Origin of the sequence: Roseateles sp. UC29_93 (assembly GCF_042695725.1) — a bacterium.
Taxonomy (GTDB): Bacteria; Pseudomonadota; Gammaproteobacteria; order Burkholderiales; family Burkholderiaceae_C; genus Roseateles; species Roseateles noduli_A.
This window is the reverse complement of sequence record NZ_CP170545.1, coordinates 2,523,597-2,541,291: the sequence shown is the minus strand read 5'-3', so window position 1 is coordinate 2,541,291 and position 17,695 is coordinate 2,523,597. Positions and strand designations below refer to the sequence as shown.

The window sequence follows — 17,695 nt, the reverse complement described above, 5'->3', positions numbered from 1 at the left end:
GATGACGGTTGCAGCAGCCGAACGCGCCGCGATCACCGCTGGCTTGCCCCGCGGCGAGGCGCAATACCTGCTGCAGGCGCTGCTGGGCGTCTCGCGCGCCTGGCTGATCGCACACGACACGGATCCGCTCGATGCTTCGCTGCGCGAGCGCTTCCAGGAATGGCTCGCCCGCCGCCTCGACGGCGTGCCGCTCGCCTACCTGAGCGGCGAAAAGGAATTCTTCGGCCTGACGCTGCGCGTCACGCCGGACACGCTGATCCCGCGGCCGGACACCGAGGTGCTCGTGGAATGGGCCCTCGAACGGATCGCCGACCTGCCCGTGCCGAGAGTTGTCGACCTGGGCACGGGCACCGGTGCGATCGCGCTGTCAATCAAGTCGCGACGCCCCGAAGCGGACGTCCGGATGGTCGACGCCAGCGCCGGGGCCCTCGCCGTCGCCCAGGACAACGCGCGCAGGCTGGGCCTGTCGGTCGACGCGCATCTCGGCAGCTGGTATGAGCCGCTGGCGGGTCAATTGGCGTTCCACCTGATCATCAGTAACCCGCCGTACGTTGCCGGCGACGATCATCACCTCGACGCCCTGCGGCACGAGCCGCGCATGGCGCTGACGCCGGAAGGCGACGGGCTGGCCGATCTGCGGCGACTGATCGAGGGAGGCCCGGTCTGGCTGCGCGCCAACGGATGGCTGCTCCTCGAACACGGGTATGACCAGGCCGACGCGGTGGCCGATCTGCTGAGCGCACGCGGCTTCGTCGACGTGGAGAACCGCCGCGACCTGGGCGGCCAAGCCCGCGCCACTGGCGGCCGCTGGCCGGCGTAAGGAATGTGCCGCGCCTCACAGGAATGTGGCGCGGCTCACAGACTGTTTCCACACTGCGAGAAACCGCGCCGGGAATCCGCAACAGTGCCGGGAATCCCCCTCAACTCGATCTGGCGCGGTCATCGGGGCGGGCGTAGCATGGTCTGACTTGGTGCCCGTTTTGATCCATCTTGAAACGGGTTCGTCGTCTGTCTGGGAGACCTGTCATGAGCGCCGCCCCCTTGCTCCTGCGCGTTGCCGTGGTCCTGGCCGGCAGTGTCTGCATGGCTGGCGCCGCCTGGGCCCAACAGGGCCTGCAACTGAAACCGGATCGCAAGGCGTTCACCAACTGGCAAGGCCGGCTTCAGCTGAGCCAGAGCCAGGACAGCGGCAGTCTCTCCTTCGACGCCCGCAATGGCAGCCGCCTGCTGAGCGCGAACCTGCTGGCGGACTATTACCTCACCGGATCCGGCCTGGGCGCCGGCACGCGCGGCGGCCTGCGGGCCACCGGCGGGCTGATGCTCGGCCCGATGTCGTTGCTGCAGAGCAGTTCCGGCCTGGCACTGGGCCAGAGCGCGGCGGTCTCGCCATCGCTGTCGGCCGGCCGTCGGAGCCTCAGTCTGCTCACCGGACCGGAGCGCGAGCCCAACCTGTCGTTGTCCTACGTGGGCGTCGGCTATACCAGCTACTCGCTGCGCGGCGGCTGGGGTTTCAGCGCCGACGTCGGCGTGGTGGGCGGTGGTGCTTCCAGCCTGCGCCTGGGCAACAGCGCCCCGCAAGGCGAGTTGTCGCAGGACCTGCGCTACAAGCCGGTCGTCCAGTTCGGCGTCAGCTACAGCTTCTGATCCTCTCCCGCTGGCCGGACGCCGCGCGAGCGACTTGAGCCCTGCGCAGCGCGGGCTTGCGCGCTGCTTGATAATCCACGAATCGCGCGGCACCGCGCCGGCCCAGGCTCCGTAGCCCGGAACGGATCCTGCCGTGCAGCGCATACGCCTTCCCGCATCAGCTTTCAGAGGATCTCCGCCATGAGCGACGTTCAGCAACGCATCGACGACCTGGTCAAGGGCAACCGCATCGTGCTCTTCATGAAAGGGACTGCGCAGTTCCCGATGTGCGGCTTCTCCGGGCGCGCGATCCAGATCCTCAAGGCCAGCGGTGCCAGCGAGTTGAAGACTTTCAACGTGCTCGAGGACGAAAGCGTCCGCCAGGGCATCAAGGACTACGCCAACTGGCCCACGATCCCGCAGCTCTACATCGACGGCGAATTCGTCGGCGGCTCCGACATCATGATGGAGATGTACGAGAGCGGCGAGCTGCAGCAGTTGCTGGCCAAGGCCTGATGACGGCAGCTGCGGCGCCTCGGCCACGCCTGATCGTCGGCATCACCGGCGCGACCGGCGCCGCCTACGGGCTGCAACTGCTGCGCCGGGCCCGGGCGATCGGCGCTGAGACCCACCTGATCCTCAGCCCCGCCGGCGTGCTCGACGCCCACCATGAACTGGGGCTCGCACGCGACGCGCTGGAGCGCGAGGCGGACTTCGCTTACGCGCCCGGCGACGTCGGTGCCTGTGTCGCCAGCGGCAGCTTCCCGACCGCCGCGATGGTTGTCGCGCCCTGTTCGATGCGCACGCTGGCCGCGGTCGCGCACGGGCTGTCGGACAACCTCATGACCCGAGCCGCCGACGTCACGCTCAAGGAACGCCGGCGGCTGATCCTGATGGTGCGGGAGACGCCGTTCAACCTCGCCCACCTGCGCAACATGACCGCGGTGACCGAGATGGGCGGCATCATCTTTCCGCCGCTGCCGGCGCTGTACCTGAAGCCGAAGTCGATCGACGAGATGGTGGCGGAAACCGTCGAGCGCGTGCTCGAACTGGCGCAACTGCCCGGCGCGACGCCGCAGGCGTGGCTGGGCCTGCGGCCTCAATCCTGATCTGAGATCGGGCCTGACCTGGCGTCAGGTCTGCCCAGGCATCAGCCAGGCCTTGCGGGCGCCCATCACCATGTTCGGGTATTCGGGCCGTCCACGGCTGCCGTTGTAGCGTCCCAGCGCGAGGAAAAGGTCCCCCTTCTCGCGGTCGAGATAGTGCCGCAGGATCACGCAGCCGAAGCGCAGGTTGGTCTGCATGTGGAACAGCCGCGAGACCTGTCCATCGCCGATCGAGCGCGTCCAGAACGGCATCACCTGCATGTAGCCGCGCGCGCCCGCGACGCTGATCGCGTACTTGCGGAAACCGCTCTCCACCTGCACCAGTCCCAGCACCAGCGCCGTCTCAAGGCCCGCGCGGGCGCTCTCGTACCAGATGGTCTCGAGAAACTCGATCCGCGTCTGCGTCTCGCTCTTCTTGCGCTTCATGCGCTCGCTCATTTCGCCGAGCCAGCGCAGGTAAGCCAGGCGCGGCTCGATCGAATCGAAATGCGGCTTGGGCGGCGCGTCCGAGGCGATCGCCGCGGACAGCGCGGAGCGGACCGCGTCGGCCAGCGGCTCCTCCACCTGCGCGCCGGCGAGCGCCTGGCGCCGGCAGGCAGACGGCCGCGCCGGCGAGCAGCAGCGCGCGGCGCGAAGTCGGGGCAATCGTCTTGAAGCCAGGATCAGTCACGGGAACAGCGGGATCGGTATCGATCGGAATGCGGAAGGAAGAGGCGCGGCAGCATAACGGCGCGAGCCGCCGCCGTCAGCGGGACAGCCAGCGCTCCAGCGGCAAAGGTCTCGGACCGCGCGCCCGTGCGAGCAGCAGGCCCCCGGTCCAGTACGCGAGCGCGAGACCGGCCACCACCACCGTCCCCGGCTGCCACGCCAGGCCGGCACCGCCGAACAGCCCAAAGCTCAGGACCGAACTGGAGAGATACAGCGTGAGCGTGTGCCGCCCCAGCGGCGCGAGCGCGTTCAGCAGTCGCGGATTGCCGCGCAACCGCAGCACCAGCGCGGGCACGGCGGCGCTCAACAGCAGCATCGTCGGATAGAGATAGAAGATCGCGTAGCGGCTGGTGACGGAGGTGTCGCCATCTCGCAGCCCGGGCCAGAGCAGCGTGGCGAACGCGATGTTCGTCGCCACCGCCGGCCAGAGCCAGCGGCGCGACCAACGCCGTAGCGCAGGCTCCCAGCGCGGGTGGGACAACAGCCGCAAGCGTGCCGCCATCAATCCCGCGGTCATCAAGAGCAGCGGCGTCGGCAGACCCAGGGTGGCGAAGGCGATGGTCGACGCGAGGAAGTGTCCCGCGTTGCGCAGCGTCCAGTCGCCCCATGACGCCGGCGTCGACAGCGGCATCGACGGCTCGCCTGACAGCGGCATGCTGGCCATCAGGACGGTGAGCGCGATCACCGCGAGTTCCAGCGCGATCAACACGCGCAGTCGAACCTTCAGCATCGCCATCGAATGCCCGGCCCAGATCGCCAGCACCGCGCCGGCGACGGCGTAGAGCGTCAGGATGTCGCCCATGTAGAGAAAGGTCCCGTGCAGCAGGCCGAGCGTCAGCATCTTGACCAGCCGACGCCGGCGCTTGCCCAAGGCCTCATCGCCCCGCGACTGGGACAGCCCCTGGCTGTAGCCGAACAGGAAGGCGAGCAGCGCGATGCCCTTGCCCGCGATGAGCGCATGCAGGAACCAGGAGATCACCTGGGCCACGATCCCATCGGCCGGCGATGGCGGGCTGAGCGGTCCGGCATCCGGCAGGGCCGGGTAACCGACCCAGTTGACGGCGATCACCGGGAAAAGTGCGATCGCGCGCAGCGCGTCCACCGCCGCGACGCGCTGCGGCGGACGGGCCGGATTCACGCCAGGCGTTGCTTCAGATGAGCGATGACCTCGGCCAGCGGCAGCTTGGTCGCGGCGGCATCGCGGCGGCCCTGATACTCGACCTGGCCTTCCTTGAGGCCGCGATCGGAGATCACCACGCGGTGCGGCACGCCGACCAGCTCCCAGTCCGCGAACATCGCGCCGGGGCGCTCGCCGCGGTCGTCCAGCAGCACGTCGATGCCAAGATCCAGCAGCTCTTCGTGCAGCTTGGTCGCGGCCGCCTTCACCTCCTCGCTGCGATCCATGCCGATCGGGCAGACCACCACGGTGAAGGGCGCGATCGCGTCAGGCCAGACGATGCCGCGCTCGTCATGGTTCTGCTCGATCGCCGCCCCCAGGATCCGGGTCACGCCGATGCCGTAGCAACCCATCTCCATCAGCTGCGGCTTGCCGTTCTCGTCGAGGTAGTTCGCGTTCATCGCGGCCGAATACTTCGTGCCGAGATAGAAGACGTGGCCGACCTCGATGCCGCGCTGGATCGCCAGCACGCCCTTGCCGTCCGGCGAGGGATCACCTTCGACGACGTTGCGGATGTCGGCCACCAGGTCGGGCTCGGGCAGGTCACGGCCCCAGTTCGCACCGGTGAAGTGGAAGTCGGCCTCGTTGGCGCCGCAGACGAAGTCCGCCATGTTGGCGACGGTCCGGTCGGCGATGATCTTCAGCGGCTGCTTCAGGCCGATCGGGCCGAGGTAGCCGGGCTTGCAGCCGAAGTGGGCGTCGATCTCCGCGGCGGTCGCGAAGCGGAAACCGCCTTTCAGGCCCTCGAGCTTGCCGACCTTCACCTCGTTCAGGTCGTGATCGCCGCGAACCAGCAACAGCCAGACCTGCGACTTGACGATCGTGCCGTGCTCGTCGAGTTCGTCGGTCGCCAGCACCAGCGACTTCACCGTCTGCGACAGCGGCAGCTTCAGCAGCTCGGCGACATCGGCGCAGGTGGCCTTGCCGGGCGTCGGCGTCTTCGCCAGCGTCTGCGTCGCCGCGCCGCGCGTGGCGATCAGCGAGAGCGCCTCGGCCAACTCGATGTTGGCCGCGTAGTCGCTGGTCGGGCAATAGATGATCGCGTCCTCGCCGGTCTCGGCGATGACCTGGAACTCATGCGAGCGATCGCCACCGATCGCGCCAGTGTCCGCCGCCACCGCGCGGTACTGCAGACCCAGGCGGTCGAAGATCCTGCCGTAGGCCGTGTACATGGCGTCGTAGCTGCGACCGGCCGCCTCCTTGTCGCGGTCGAACGAGTACGCATCCTTCATCGTGAACTCGCGGCCGCGCATGATCCCGAAGCGGGGGCGGCGCTCGTCGCGGAACTTCGTCTGGATGTGATAGAAATTCTTCGGCAGCTGTTTGTAGCTGCGGAGCTCCTGGCGCGCGATGTCGGTGATGACCTCCTCCGACGTCGGCTGGATGATGAAGTCACGCCCATGGCGATCCTTCACGCGCAGCAGCTCCGGGCCCGATCTTGTCGAAGCGGCCCGTCTCCTGCCACAGCTCGGCCGGCTGCACGACCGGCATCAGCAGTTCGACCGCGCCAGCGCGGTTCATCTCGCGGCGGATGATGTTCTCGACCTTGCGGATCACCCGCAGGCCCATCGGCATGTAGTTGTAGATGCCCGCGCCCAGGCGCTTGATCATGCCGGCCCGCATCATCAGTTTGTGGCTGACGATTTCCGCATCGGCGGGCGCTTCCTTGAGCGTGGAGATGAAGAACTGGGAGGCTTTCATGGGCGCAGAAAATAAAAGTCCGCGGTCAGCCAGGCCGCCGCGGAAAAAAACCGTGCATCACCGAGGGTTAGCGATGATCGCGCCGGGTTGCAGCCCCGGTGCAATAATCAATCCAACGAATGATTTGAAGGTTGATTATGCTCGACCGTGAAGGCTTCCGGCCCAACGTCGGCATCATCCTGCTCAACCACAAGAACGAGGTGTTCTGGGGCAAGCGCATACGCACCCATTCTTGGCAGTTCCCCCAAGGGGGCATCAAGCATGGAGAGACGCCCGAGCAGGCGATGTTCAGGGAGCTGCATGAGGAAGTTGGCCTCACTGCGGACCACGTGCGCATCATCGCGCGCACGCGGGACTGGCTCCGTTACGAGGTTCCCGACCACTTCATCCGGCGCGACGCGCGCGGTCATTACCGCGGGCAGAAACAGATCTGGTTCCTGCTGCAGATGATGGGGCGTGACAGCGACATGAACCTGCGCGCCACCGACCATCCCGAGTTCGATGCCTGGCGGTGGAACGAGTACTGGGTGCCGCTGGAGGCCGTGATCGAATTCAAGCGCGGCGTGTATCAGATGGCGCTGACTGAACTGGCGCGCTTCCTGCCGCGCCTGAATCACCACAACCGCTACCTGCGCGCCGGCATGCGGCCGCCTCCGCGCGGCGACCGCCAGGGCGGACATGGCGACCATGGTGATCAGGACCATCACCGGCATGAGCGCTTCGATCACCGGCCCCATGAGCACGACGGCACCGCGCATGCGGAGGTTTCCCATCAGGAATCGCGCGATGCCCGTGAGGTCGCGCCGCCCGCGGCGGCCCATGGTGGTCCGGTGGAGCCCGCGAAGGACTGACGGCCCGCAACCCGCCGTGGAAATGAAAATGGCGCCCTCGGGCGCCATTGTTCTTGGTGTTCGCGCTTCGGCGCCGCATCAACGCTGCGTCAGCGCAGCACCAGGTTGTCGCGGTGGATCAGCTCGGGCTCGGCCGCGTAACCCAGCACGCGCTCGATGTCGAACGACGGCTTGCGCGCGATCAGCCGGGCCTCGGCACTGCCGTAGTTGGTCAGGCCACGTGCGAGCTCCTGCCCGGCCAGATCAACGATCGCGATGACGTCGCCGCGATGGAATTCACCCGACACCTCCTGCACGCCGATCGGCAGCAGGCTCTTGCCCTCTTCCCGCAACTTGATCGCCGCGCCCGCGTCGACGACGACCTTCCCGCGCAACTGCAGGTGATCGACCATCCATTGCTTGCGCGCCGCGAGTTTCGCGGTCGATGCCATCAGCGCCGTACCGATGGCCTCGCCGGCAGCCAGGCGGAGCAGGACATCGGGCTCGCGACCCCAGGCGATCACGGTGTTGGCACCGCTGCTGGCCGCGCGCTTGGCGGCCAGGATCTTCGTGATCATGCCGCCGCGCCCGATGCTGGTGCCCGCGCCGCCGGCCATCTCTTCGAGCTCGGGCTTGCCCGCCGTCGCACGATCGATGAAGCGGGCGTTCGGATCCTTGCGCGGGTCCGCCGAGTACAGGCCCTTCTGGTCCGTGAGGATCACCAGCGCGTCCGCCTCGACCAGGTTCGCGACCAGCGCGCCGAGCGTGTCGTTGTCGCCGAACTTGATCTCGTCGTTGACGACGGTGTCGTTCTCGTTGATCACCGGCAGCACGCGATGCTGCAGCAAGGCCAGCAATGTCGAACGCGCGTTCAGATAGCGCTCGCGGTCGGCCAGGTCGGCGTGCGTCAGCAGCACCTGCGCGCTCGTCAAGCCTTGCTCACGAAGCTTGGTCTCGTACATCTGCGCGAGGCCCATCTGGCCGACGGCCGCCGCAGCCTGCAGTTCGTGCAGTTCCTTGGGCCGGCTCGCCCAGCCCAGGCGCTTCATGCCCTCGGCGATCGCGCCGCTGGACACCATCACCACTTCCCGCCCTTCGCGGGCGAGTTCCGCGAGCTGCCGACACCAGTTGCCGATGGCCTCGGCGTCGACGCCGCGGCCTTCATTGGTCACCAGGCTCGAGCCGACCTTCACGACGATGCGTCGTGCGTCCTTCAAGACACCCGTCGAGTGGCCGTTCAAGTTGTCGTTGCTCATGCGCGGAGGATCAGGGTGCCGTGAGGTCGAAGACGGAAGTCAGGGCAGCGGATCGAAGCGCGGATCGCGCTCGGGCGGCTTTTCCGCCTTGTCGGCCTTCTCAGCCTTCGCCGCCTTGATCACCTTGGCCTTCGTGGCGCGCGTCTTGCGCGTTTCCTGGAAGGCCTTGGGCGGATCGATCGTCGGTGCGTCGAACCGTGCATCCGGGTCTTCCACCGGCGGTGACTGGATCGCTGCCACGTGCTCGTAGATGGCGCGGATCAGCGGCTCGCAGCCCTCGCGCGTCAGCGCGGAGATCTCGAAGACGGGCCCCTTCCACTTGTAGCGCTTCACGAAGTCCTTCACACGGGCGACGCGCTCTTCCGCGGGCACCATGTCCAGCTTGTTCAGCACCAGCCAGCGCGGCTTCTCGTACAGCGCCTCGTCGTACTTCTTCAATTCCTTGACGATGGCCTTGGCCTCGGCCACCGGGTCCACGTCCGGGTTGAACGGCGCCAGGTCGACCACGTGCAGCAGCACGCGCGTGCGCTGCAGGTGACGCAGGAACTGATGGCCCAGGCCGGCGCCTTCTGCGGCACCCTCGATCAGACCCGGGATGTCGGCGATGACGAAGCTCTTCTCCGGACCCACACGCACCACGCCCAGATTCGGGTAGAGGGTCGTGAACGGGTAGTCGGCGATCTTCGGACGTGCGTTCGACACAGCCGCGATCAGCGTCGACTTGCCGGCGTTGGGCTGGCCCAGCAGGCCGACGTCGGCCAGCACGCGCAACTCCATCTTCACCTTCTTGATCTCGCCGGGCCAGCCGGGCGTCTTCTGACGCGGCGCCCGGTTCGTCGAGGTCTTGAAGTGCAGGTTGCCGAAGCCGCCGTCGCCGCCCTTGGCCAGCAGCACCGGCACGTCGGGCTCGAGCAGCTCGGCAATGATCTCGTCGGTCTCCAGGTCGCGCACGATGGTGCCCACCGGCACCTTCAGCGTGATGTCGTCCGCGGCAGCGCCGAACTGGTCCGAGCCACGGCCAGCCTCGCCGTTGCGGGCCTCATGGCGGCGCGCGTAGCGGTAGTCGATCAGCGTGTTCAGGTTGCGGTCGGCCACCGCGAAGACGCTGCCGCCGCGGCCGCCATCCCCGCCGTCCGGACCGCCGAACGGAATGAACTTCTCTCGGCGGAAACTGGCGCAGCCCGCCCCGCCGTTGCCGGCGGCGATATCGATGGTGGCTTCGTCAACGAACTTCATGGATGGCCTTCAGTCCCGGAGCGGGGCTATCGTAATTCACGCCCCCGCGCTCCCGCGCAAGGCCATGCTTTGAATCGGAGCGAGTCAGGTTTCGCCGGGACTCGCGGTCGGCGCGGCGCCCGACGGTATCAGGCACCGAGAAAAACAAAGCCCCGGACGATGCCGGGCTCTGGGTCCGCCGAGCACGGGAGACCAGGTCTCCCGCGTCGCGGCGTCAGGACATCAAGTCGCTCAGATCGCCGTGACGACGACCGTGGAGCGGCTGTTTTCGCCCTTGACGGTGAAGGACACCGTGCCGTCGATCAGCGCGAACAGCGTGTGGTCCTTGCCCATGCCCACGTTGGTACCAGCGTGGAACTTCGTGCCGCGTTGGCGGACGATGATCGAGCCAGCCGAGATGGTCTGGCCGCCGTACACCTTGACGCCAAGCATCTTCGGCTTCGAGTCGCGGCCGTTTCGTGTCGAGCCGCCGCCCTTTTTCTGTGCCATGGATTACTCCTTGATCAGATTACGAGAGAGTCAGGGAATCAGCCGTTGACCGCGCTGATTTCCAGCTCGGTGAACGTCTGGCGATGGCCTTGGCTCTTCTTGTAGTGCTTGCGACGACGCAGCTTGAAGATGCGCACCTTGTCGTGCTTGCCGTGAGCCACCACAGTGGCCTTGACGCTTGCACCCGCAACCAAGGGAGTCCCGATCTTCAGGTCCGCGCCGTTTCCGACGGCCAGCACCTGGTCAATCACGATCTCTTGGCCAACGTCCGCAGCAATCTGTTCTACCTTGATCTTTTCGCCAGCAGCAACTTTGTATTGCTTGCCGCCGGTTTTTATGACCGCGTACATATCAGCCCTTTCACATGAGAGCGGCGCATCAGGTGCCAGAAGCGCCTGCCGACCGCCCAAGAAAAAACACCGCACAAAGATGCGGAGCCCAAGAATGTAGCACAACCTGCTGCACTGATGCAAACCCTGAGCAGCCGCAAAGCCCGCAACCACCGGCCTTCCGCAGCGCGTCCGCGGAAATCCGCGGCCGATGCGACACGCGCCGGAACCCGCCCCACTGGCAACGACGACGCGCCCGTGCGAAGGCGTGGACTTCACGGACGGGCCCGCGTCCGCACCTTCCTATAATCCGCGCTTCCCCTCACAGTGAGTCCAGAGTGCAGCCCATTGCCTCTACCCCAGTTACCGAGGTCCTCGAGGCGCTGAATGCGCAGATGAATGAAGTCGACGCCGTGATCGCGCAGCGGCTTCGCTCGGACGTCGCCCTGATCAACCAGATCTCCGCCTACATCATCCACGCCGGTGGCAAGCGGATGCGGCCCAAGCTGGTGTTGATGTTCGCCAACGCACTGGATGCCGACTCCCCCGCCAGCCGGGAACTCGCCGCGGTCGTGGAGTTCATCCACACCGCGACGCTGTTGCATGACGACGTCGTCGACGAGTCCGCGCTGCGTCGCGGCAAGCAGACCGCCAACGCGCTGTTCGGCAACGCGGCGAGCGTGCTGGTGGGCGACTTCCTGTACTCGCGCGCCTTCCAGATGATGGTGTCCGTGAACCGGATGCGCGTGCTGGAAGTGCTGGCGGACGCGACCAACGTGATCGCCGAAGGCGAAGTCCTGCAGTTGATGAACATGCATGATCCGGACGTCGCGGTGGACAGCTATCTGCGTGTCATCCGCTACAAGACGGCCAAGCTGTTCGAGGCCAGTGCGCGCCTCGGCGCGGTGCTGGCCGATGCCCCGCCCGCGCTGGAGGAAGCCTGCGCCGGCTATGGCCGCGCCCTGGGCACAGCCTTCCAGCTGATCGACGACACGCTGGATTACGAAGGCACCAGCGAATCGTTGGGCAAGAACGTCGGCGACGACCTGCGAGAGGGCAAGCCCACGCTGCCGTTGCTCATCGCGATGGAGCGCGGCACCGAGGACGACCGCGCGCTGATCCGCCACGCCATCGAGCACGGCGAGGTCGAGCGCCTGCAGGACATCGTCGCGATCGTGCGCCGCACCGGCGCGCTGGAAGCGACGCGCGAAGCCGCCCGCGCGGAAGTCGCACAGGCGAGACAACATTTGTCCGCACTGCCTCTTTCCAAGTGGAAAGAAAGCCTGCTGAGAATTTGCGGCTCAGTCGGTGGAGAGAAGTTCTTGAACAGACTCTCGATCGAGTGACAAAACGGGGTGTAGCTTAGCCTGGTAGAGCGCTACGTTCGGGACGTAGAGGCCGGAGGTTCGAATCCTCTCACCCCGACCAGGCACATCGATGACGCCGCGAATCGCAAGATTCGCGGCGTTTTTCTTTGCGCGCCAGATCACGCCACGCAAGGCGTCGTCGCGCGATGCTCCGACGATCCGAGGGTCAGGCCTTGCGCAGAAGCCGGCGGCAGTGGGATGTCTCGCACATTTCGCGCTCAATTTCCAGTGACCAAGGCCGAAATTGCACGAAGCGTCTGACTTCAGTGAAAGCCAGGACAGCCCCTGCTGCCGGCCCTCCGTTCATGGGGGTAAAGTGAGGGGCTGCTCCGGCGCGCGCGCCGGCATCCGGCAAGACCCTACCCGATGGCGATATCCGTGGACACCACTCTGGCCGAACCCCCTCAGTCCGCCCTGTCAGGCGTTGCCCGCGTGCTCGTGCACGCCGGCAAGCTCAAGCCGCAGGCGGCCGAGGACCTGGTCAAACTCGCGCGGGAAAAGAAGACCAGCTTCATCAATGCGGTCATGGCCTCGGGCACCGTCTCGCCGACGGACCTCGCCCACACGCTGTCGCATGCGCTCGCCTTGCCGTTGCTGGATCTGAATGCGGTCGACGGGCACAAGCTGCCGCAGAACATCATCGACGCGAAGCTCGCGGCGCAGTATCAGGTCGTGGTACTGGCGCGCCGTGGCAACCGGCTGTTCATCGGCGGGGGCGGATCCGACCGAGCAGGAAGTCGTCGAGCGCATCAAATTCGCCACCCAGCTGACACCTGAATGGATCATCGTCGAGCACGACAAGCTCACGAAACTGCTGGGCATCGCCGCCGCTTCGACCGCCGAGGCCCTGGAGGCGATCTCCGGCGAGGACTTCGACTTCGACATCGCCGAGGACGACGCACCACCGCCCGAGGAAACGCAGGAAATCACCGACGTCGAGGATGCGCCGGTCGTGCGCTTCCTCCAGAAGATGCTGGTGGACGCCATCAACATGCGGGCCTCGGACCTGCACTTCGAGCCGTTCGAATACCACTACCGTGTCCGCTTCCGGGTCGACGGCGAGCTGCGCGAGATCACGCAGCCGCCGATCGCGATCAAGGACAAGCTCTCATCGCGGATCAAGGTGATCTCGCGGATGGACATTTCCGAACGCCGCGTCCCCCAGGACGGCCGGATGAAGCTGAAGTTCGGCTCCAAGGCGATCGACTTCCGGGTCTCGACGCTGCCGACGCTGTTCGGCGAGAAGATCGTGATCCGGATCCTGGACCCCTCCTCGGCCAAGCTCGGCATCGAGGCCCTGGGTTACGAGAAGATTGAAAAAGAACGGCTGCTGCATTGCATCCAGCGGCCCTACGGAATGATCCTGGTCACCGGGCCGACCGGCTCGGGCAAGACGGTGTCGCTGTACACCTGCCTGAACATCCTGAACGTTCCCGGCACCAACATCTCCACCGTCGAGGATCCGGCGGAAATCAACCTGCCCGGCATCAACCAGGTCAACGTCAACGACAAGGCAGGGCTGACCTTCTCGGCCGCGCTCAAGGCCTTCCTGCGCCAGGATCCCGACATCATCATGGTCGGTGAAATCCGGGATCTGGAGACGGCGGACATCGCCATCAAGGCTGCACAGACCGGTCACATGGTGATGTCGACGTTGCACACCAACGACGCGCCGACAACGCTGACCCGCCTGCTGAACATGGGCGTCGCGCCATTCAACATCGCCTCGAGCGTGCTGCTGATCACCGCACAGCGATTGGCGCGCCGCTTGTGCGAGAACTGCAAGGCGCCGGCCGAATATCCGCGCGAAGCACTGCTTCGCGCGGGCTTCGTGGAGTCGGACCTCGACGGCAGCTGGAAGCCTTATCGGGCCGTCGGCTGCTCGAATTGCAACAATGGTTATCGTGGACGCGTCGGCCTTTACCAAGTGATGCCCATCACGGAGGCGATCCAGCGGATCATCCTGTCCGAGGGAACGGCCGTGGACATCGCCCAGCAAGCCCGCGCGGATGGCGTGCGGGACTTGCGGCAGTCCGGGCTGGTCAAGGTCCGGGCGGGCGTCACAACACTGGAAGAGGTGCTGGCGGCCACCAACGAATGACACTGGGAGCATGACGCGGCGTCCTCGGGCGCCGCGTTCGCATGTCCGGCGTCAGGTCACCAGGACCGATCGAACGAGTCAAAGATTGGGAGCGCCACTCGTCTGGCGCGACGGCAGGAGGTGATATGGCGACGACCACCGCAGGCGCCAAGAGCGCGGCCAAGGGCATCAAGGAATACGTCTTCGAATGGGAAGGCAAGGACCGCAACGGCAAGATCGTTCGCGGAGAGATGCGGGCCGGCGGCGAAGCCGTCATCAGCGCGTCGCTGCGGCGCCAGGGCATCCTGGTCAGCAAGATCAAGAAGCGGCGCAGCTCCGGCGGCAAGTCCATCAAGCAGAAGGACATCTCGGTCTTCACACGTCAGCTCGCGACGATGATGCGCGCGGGCGTCCCGCTGCTGCAGTCGTTCGACATCGTCGCCCGCGGCAGCCCGAATCCCCGCCTGACCAAGCTGCTGACCGACATCCGTCAGGACGTCGAGACCGGCACTTCGCTGTCGGCCGCTTTCCGCAAGCACCCGCTCTACTTCGACGCGCTGTACTGCAACCTGGTCGAGGCCGGCGAGCAGGGCGGTATCCTGGAAGCCCTGCTGGACCGTCTGGCGATCTACCAGGAAAAGACCGTTGCGTTGAAGGGCAAGATCAAGTCGGCCCTGACCTACCCGATCGCGGTGCTGATCGTGGCCTTCGTCGTGACGGCCGTGATCATGATCTTCGTGATCCCGGCCTTCAAGGACGTGTTCAAGTCCTTCGGTGCTGACCTCCCGGCTCCGACGCTGTTCGTGATGGCGATGTCGGAGATCTTCGTCGCGTACTGGTGGCTGATCTTCGGCGTCATCGGCGGTGGCCTGTACTTCTTCTTCCAGAGCTGGAAACGCTCGGAGAAGATGCAGAAGTTCATGGACCGGCTCCTGCTGAAAATCCCGGTGTTCGGCCAGTTGATCTACAAGTCGGCGGTCGCACGTTGGACACGCACGCTGGCAACGATGTTCGCCGCGGGCGTGCCGCTGGTGGAGGCCCTGGACTCGGTGGGGGGCGCTTCCGGCAATGCGGTATTCGTCGAGGCGACCGAAAAGATCCAGCGCGACGTGTCGACCGGCGCTTCGCTGACCACATCGATGCAGACGACCGGCATCTTCCCGATCATGGTCCTGCAGATGTCGTCGATCGGCGAGGAATCCGGCTCGCTGGACCACATGCTGGGCAAGGCGGCCGACTTCTATGAGGAAGAGGTGGATGACGCCGTCAAGGCGCTGTCCAGCCTGATGGAACCCATCATCATCGTGTTCCTGGGCACGTTGATCGGCGGCATCGTGATCTCGATGTACCTGCCGATCTTCAAGTTGGGCGCGGTGGTGTAAGTGCTGGACCCGGCTCTGCTGGACGCGTTGCTCTCGCCCGCGTTCCTTGGCCTCATCGGCCTGTGTGTCGGCAGCTTCCTCAACGTCGTCATCTACCGGTTGCCGGTGATGCTGCACCGCGAGTGGCTGTCCGACTGCGCGGACCAACTGGCGCTGGAAAGCGACCTGCGCACCCACGCCGGGCTCGACGAGGCCGCGGCGCGTCACCTGGCGGCCGCGGCGGGCCCCTTGCGGGAGTCGCTCGATCGCCAGCCCGCGTTCTCGCTGGTCCGTCCGGCATCGCGATGCCCGCATTGCGGCCACCGGTTGCGCTGGCACGAAAATCTGCCACTGCTCGGCTGGCTGCGATTGGGTGGGAAATGTGCGTCCTGCAAGGCGTCGATCTCGGCGCGTTACCCATTCGTCGAACTGCTCACGGGCCTGCTGTTCGCGGGCATCGCCTGGCGCCTGGGCCCTCAGTCGGCCAGCCTGTTGTATTGCGGTTTCGCCGCGGCGCTGGTCGCGTTGGCCGGCATCGACTGGGACACCACGCTGCTGCCCGACAGCATCAACCAGCCCCTGCTGTGGGCCGGCCTGATCGCGGCGTACGCCGGATGGATTCCGGTCTCGCTGACCGATGCGTTGATCGGGGCGCTCGTGGGTTATCTCTCGCTATGGTCCATCTACTGGGTGTTCAAGCTGGCCACCGGCAAGGAAGGCATGGGCTACGGCGACTTCAAGCTGCTGGCAGCCCTGGGGGTGTGGCTGGGCTGGCAGATGGTGCTGCCGGTCGCGCTGTTCGCCTCGCTGATCGGCGCCTTCGTGGGCATCGGACTGAAACTCCGAGGGGGATTGCGCGAGGGTCGCTATGTGCCGTTCGGGCCTTTCCTGGCCGGCGGCGGACTTGCGGTGCTGCTCCTCGGGACTGCGAAGGTCGCGGTCTGGCTGGGACTTCAGCCAGTCTGATCTCTCCTCGGAGCAACTCGTGCGCATCGGTCTCACCGGCGGCATCGGCAGCGGCAAGAGCACCGTGGCGTCGGCACTGGTGGCGCTGGGCGGCGCGCTGCTGATCGACACCGACGCGATTTCCCGCGCACTCACCCTGCCTGACGGCGGCGCGATGCCGGCCATCGCGATGCGATTCGGTCCGACCTTCGTCGCGCCTGACGGTGCGCTGGACCGGGCCGCGATGCGGGAACTGGCCTTCCGGGACCCGGAGGCCAAACGCGCGCTCGAAGCCATCCTGCATCCGATGATCGGCGCGGAAACGGCGCGGCAGGCAGCGCTCGCGACGCCGGGGCAACGGGTCGTGTTCGATGTGCCGCTGCTGGTCGAATCCGGCCGTTGGCGGCGCCTGGTCGACCGCGTGCTGGTCGTCGACTGCCAGGAAGAGACTCAGCTCGCCCGCGTGATCGCGCGATCAGGCCTGAGCGAGCCGGCCGTGCGCGCCATCCTGGCGCAGCAGGCGACGCGCGCTCAACGCCGAGCCGCCGCGGACGCGGTCATCCACAACGACGGTCTCACGCTCGAACAGTTGAAAGAAGAAGTCCGCATGCTGCTGACCAGTCCCCTGCTCTGACCCCGCTACCGGATCGGGGGGCACTGTGACACTGTGGAACAATGGTCACTTGCCGCAAAGGGATGTCGACTTGGTCCTCTACGAATACCCGTTCAACGAGAGCATCCGCACGATGCTCAGACTCGAACACCTGTTCGATCGGCTCGGTCAGTTGATGGCGCGCGACACCGCGATGGATCACCACTTCGCGTTGGCCACCATCTTCGAGGTGATGGACGTCGCCTCGCGTGCCGACCTCAAGGCCGACCTGCTCAAGGAGCTGGAGCGCCACCGCACTCAGTTCAACAGCTACCGCGGCAATCCGGCGGTGTCTGAAGCCGTGCTGGACGAGGTGGTCGGCCGCATCGATGCCGCCTTCGACAAGCTCAACCAGTTGCCTGGCAAGGCCGGTCATGCGCTCACGACCAACGAGTGGCTGATGAGCATCCGCAGCCGGATTTCGATCCCGGGCGGCACCTGCGAGTTCGATCTGCCTGCCTACTACGCGTGGCAGCAGCTGCTGCCAGTGCGTCGCCGCAACGACCTGATGCAGTGGGCACAGACGCTGATGCCGTTGGCCGAAGCGCTGAACGTGCTGCTGGGCCTGCTGCGGGACAGCGGCTCGCCGCACAAGGTGGCCGCCCACGGCGGCCAGTACCAGCAGAGCCTGCCGCCGGGGCGCAGCTTCCACATGCTGCGCATGCGCATCGACCCCAGCCTGGGCCTGATTCCGGAGATCAGCGGCCACCGTCTGATGGTCTCGATCCGGCTGATGCGCCAGGACGAGGACGGACGCTTGAAACCAGCGCCCGTGGACGCCACCTTCGAACTGACCCTGTGTTCCTGACCTGGTGCGCTCGGCGCTGAATGCGCC

Annotated in this window: 15 protein-coding genes, 1 tRNA gene and 3 pseudogenes; 12 read left to right on the top strand and 7 right to left on the bottom strand. The window is 66.3% G+C overall.

Annotated elements, in window-relative coordinates; translation table 11 throughout:
* Positions 1 to 43 precede the first annotated feature (43 nt).
* The 4 genes from prmC to ACFJIX_RS11710 all read left to right on the top strand — a co-directional run bounded on the left by prmC (position 44) and on the right by ACFJIX_RS11710 (position 2,732).
* The gene (gene prmC / locus ACFJIX_RS11725; protein WP_377160170.1) at positions 44 to 820 is read left to right on the top strand and encodes a peptide chain release factor N(5)-glutamine methyltransferase; all 777 of its coding nucleotides are present in this window, start codon (positions 44 to 46) and stop codon (positions 818 to 820) included.
* 206 nt (positions 821 to 1,026) lie between these two features.
* Complete coding sequence (locus ACFJIX_RS11720; RefSeq protein WP_377160168.1) at positions 1,027 to 1,644, top strand: hypothetical protein; 618 nt, start codon at positions 1,027 to 1,029, stop codon at positions 1,642 to 1,644.
* Between the two features lie 180 nt (positions 1,645 to 1,824).
* The gene (grxD, locus tag ACFJIX_RS11715; RefSeq protein WP_377160166.1) at positions 1,825 to 2,139 is read left to right on the top strand and encodes a glutaredoxin; all 315 of its coding nucleotides are present in this window, start codon (positions 1,825 to 1,827) and stop codon (positions 2,137 to 2,139) included.
* Entirely contained in the window at positions 2,139 to 2,732 is a 594-nt protein-coding gene (locus ACFJIX_RS11710; RefSeq protein WP_377160164.1) for a UbiX family flavin prenyltransferase, read from the top strand. The genes grxD and ACFJIX_RS11710 overlap by 1 nt, the downstream gene beginning before the upstream one ends.
* A 24-nt stretch (positions 2,733 to 2,756) precedes the next feature.
* Here ACFJIX_RS11710 and ACFJIX_RS11705 read toward each other — a convergent pair whose 3' ends face one another.
* From ACFJIX_RS11705 to ACFJIX_RS11695, 3 genes and pseudogenes are all read right to left on the bottom strand, one after another.
* On the bottom strand, positions 2,757 to 3,374 hold the full coding sequence (locus ACFJIX_RS11705; protein WP_377160162.1) for a lytic transglycosylase domain-containing protein: 618 nt from the start codon (positions 3,372 to 3,374) through the stop codon (positions 2,757 to 2,759).
* 100 nt (positions 3,375 to 3,474) lie between these two features.
* Positions 3,475 to 4,575 carry a DUF418 domain-containing protein gene (locus ACFJIX_RS11700; protein WP_377160160.1) on the bottom strand — a complete coding sequence of 367 codons (1,101 nt, stop codon included), beginning with the start codon at positions 4,573 to 4,575 and terminating at the stop codon, positions 3,475 to 3,477.
* Positions 4,572 to 6,315: pseudogene (locus ACFJIX_RS11695) on the bottom strand (proline--tRNA ligase). The gene ACFJIX_RS11700 and the pseudogene ACFJIX_RS11695 overlap by 4 nt, the downstream one beginning before the upstream one ends.
* A 137-nt stretch (positions 6,316 to 6,452) precedes the next feature.
* Between ACFJIX_RS11695 and ACFJIX_RS11690 the strand changes: the two are divergent.
* Positions 6,453 to 7,166, top strand: coding sequence for an RNA pyrophosphohydrolase (locus ACFJIX_RS11690; protein WP_377160158.1), 714 nt, complete (start codon positions 6,453 to 6,455; stop codon positions 7,164 to 7,166).
* An 89-nt stretch (positions 7,167 to 7,255) separates the two neighbouring features.
* Here the strand turns inward: ACFJIX_RS11690 and proB are convergent, their stop codons facing one another.
* The 4 genes from proB to rplU form a co-directional block, all read right to left on the bottom strand.
* On the bottom strand, positions 7,256 to 8,401 hold the full coding sequence (gene proB / locus ACFJIX_RS11685; protein ID WP_377160156.1) for a glutamate 5-kinase: 1,146 nt from the start codon (positions 8,399 to 8,401) through the stop codon (positions 7,256 to 7,258).
* A gap of 39 nt (positions 8,402 to 8,440) precedes the next feature.
* A complete protein-coding gene (cgtA, locus tag ACFJIX_RS11680) occupies positions 8,441 to 9,637 on the bottom strand; it encodes an Obg family GTPase CgtA (RefSeq protein WP_377160154.1) in 1,197 nt (398 codons plus the stop codon).
* Between the two features lie 231 nt (positions 9,638 to 9,868).
* Positions 9,869 to 10,126 carry a 50S ribosomal protein L27 gene (rpmA, locus tag ACFJIX_RS11675; protein WP_088407914.1) on the bottom strand — a complete coding sequence of 86 codons (258 nt, stop codon included), beginning with the start codon at positions 10,124 to 10,126 and terminating at the stop codon, positions 9,869 to 9,871.
* 38 nt (positions 10,127 to 10,164) lie between these two features.
* Positions 10,165 to 10,476 carry a 50S ribosomal protein L21 gene (gene rplU / locus ACFJIX_RS11670; RefSeq protein ID WP_297531896.1) on the bottom strand — a complete coding sequence of 104 codons (312 nt, stop codon included), beginning with the start codon at positions 10,474 to 10,476 and terminating at the stop codon, positions 10,165 to 10,167.
* A gap of 374 nt (positions 10,477 to 10,850) precedes the next feature.
* On the opposite strand from rplU, the pseudogene ACFJIX_RS11665 reads away from it, so the two are divergent.
* The 7 genes and pseudogenes from ACFJIX_RS11665 to zapD all read left to right on the top strand — a co-directional run.
* Positions 10,851 to 11,798, top strand: a pseudogene (locus ACFJIX_RS11665) (polyprenyl synthetase family protein); the annotation flags it as partial.
* Between the two features lie 8 nt (positions 11,799 to 11,806).
* Positions 11,807 to 11,883 (top strand) — tRNA-Pro (locus ACFJIX_RS11660).
* 305 nt (positions 11,884 to 12,188) lie between these two features.
* Positions 12,189 to 13,923 (top strand): annotated as a pseudogene (pilB, locus tag ACFJIX_RS11655) (type IV-A pilus assembly ATPase PilB).
* 125 nt (positions 13,924 to 14,048) lie between these two features.
* On the top strand, positions 14,049 to 15,284 hold the full coding sequence (locus ACFJIX_RS11650; protein ID WP_377160151.1) for a type II secretion system F family protein: 1,236 nt from the start codon (positions 14,049 to 14,051) through the stop codon (positions 15,282 to 15,284).
* On the top strand, positions 15,285 to 16,229 hold the full coding sequence (locus tag ACFJIX_RS11645) for a prepilin peptidase (RefSeq protein WP_377160149.1): 945 nt from the start codon (positions 15,285 to 15,287) through the stop codon (positions 16,227 to 16,229).
* Positions 16,230 to 16,248: 19 nt separating this feature from the next.
* Positions 16,249 to 16,842, top strand: coding sequence for a dephospho-CoA kinase (gene coaE, locus ACFJIX_RS11640; RefSeq protein ID WP_377160147.1), 594 nt, complete (start codon positions 16,249 to 16,251; stop codon positions 16,840 to 16,842).
* A gap of 70 nt (positions 16,843 to 16,912) precedes the next feature.
* Positions 16,913 to 17,668, top strand: a complete 756-nt coding sequence (gene zapD, locus ACFJIX_RS11635; RefSeq protein ID WP_088407952.1) for a cell division protein ZapD — start codon at positions 16,913 to 16,915, stop codon at positions 17,666 to 17,668.
* The last annotated feature ends 27 nt before the right edge of the window (positions 17,669 to 17,695 follow it).

What these genes read in the sequence shown, in the direction of transcription:
- ACFJIX_RS11650 (WP_377160151.1), top strand. Translation starts at nt 14,049, where the DNA reads ATGGCGACGACCACCGCAGGCGCCAAGAGCGCGGCCAAGGGCATCAAG.
- ACFJIX_RS11710 (WP_377160164.1), top strand. Translation starts at nt 2,139, where the DNA reads ATGACGGCAGCTGCGGCGCCTCGGCCACGCCTGATCGTCGGCATCACC.
- proB (WP_377160156.1), bottom strand. Translation starts at nt 8,401, where the DNA reads ATGAGCAACGACAACTTGAACGGCCACTCGACGGGTGTCTTGAAGGAC.
- ACFJIX_RS11720 (WP_377160168.1), top strand. Translation starts at nt 1,027, where the DNA reads ATGAGCGCCGCCCCCTTGCTCCTGCGCGTTGCCGTGGTCCTGGCCGGC.
- rpmA (WP_088407914.1), bottom strand. Translation starts at nt 10,126, where the DNA reads ATGGCACAGAAAAAGGGCGGCGGCTCGACACGAAACGGCCGCGACTCG.
- rplU (WP_297531896.1), bottom strand. Translation starts at nt 10,476, where the DNA reads ATGTACGCGGTCATAAAAACCGGCGGCAAGCAATACAAAGTTGCTGCT.
- grxD (WP_377160166.1), top strand. Translation starts at nt 1,825, where the DNA reads ATGAGCGACGTTCAGCAACGCATCGACGACCTGGTCAAGGGCAACCGC.
- cgtA (WP_377160154.1), bottom strand. Translation starts at nt 9,637, where the DNA reads ATGAAGTTCGTTGACGAAGCCACCATCGATATCGCCGCCGGCAACGGC.
- ACFJIX_RS11690 (WP_377160158.1), top strand. Translation starts at nt 6,453, where the DNA reads ATGCTCGACCGTGAAGGCTTCCGGCCCAACGTCGGCATCATCCTGCTC.